This window comes from Pseudomonas brassicacearum (assembly GCF_003732265.1).
GTDB classification, from domain to species: Bacteria; Pseudomonadota; Gammaproteobacteria; order Pseudomonadales; family Pseudomonadaceae; genus Aquipseudomonas; species Aquipseudomonas brassicacearum_D.
In genome coordinates this window covers 1-295 of sequence record NZ_MOBK01000037.1, presented here as the reverse complement: position 1 = coordinate 295, position 295 = coordinate 1, and the positions used below count along the sequence as shown (strand labels likewise).

Here is a 295-nt window from a genome sequence, read left to right as displayed (position 1 = left end):
CTCGGCTCATCAGTTCGCGGGTTTGCGCCAGGCGCGGTGGCACCGATCCATTGATCGAAGGCTGCGTACTCATCGTGTCTCCTGCTAATCGCTTCAGCTTATTGTTGAGTGCCGATCTGAGTCGGCGCTTTAAGGCGCTACTGCCAGAATGCCGGGGCACTGGCGCAGGCCGCTTTGATCAGTTCTGCCGCTTGGTCGATGTCTTGCTCGGTGGTGAACCGGCCGAGACTCAAGCGGATCGTGCGACTCGCCGAGCGGGCTTCATGCCCCAGGGCCAGCAGCACGTGGGATGGAA

1 pseudogene is annotated in these 295 nt (G+C 61.4%); it reads right to left on the bottom strand.

The annotated features are described in order from the left end of the window. Nucleotides 1–137 precede the first annotated feature (137 nt). Nucleotides 138–295, bottom strand: a pseudogene (locus BK660_RS29920) (IscS subfamily cysteine desulfurase); the annotation flags it as partial.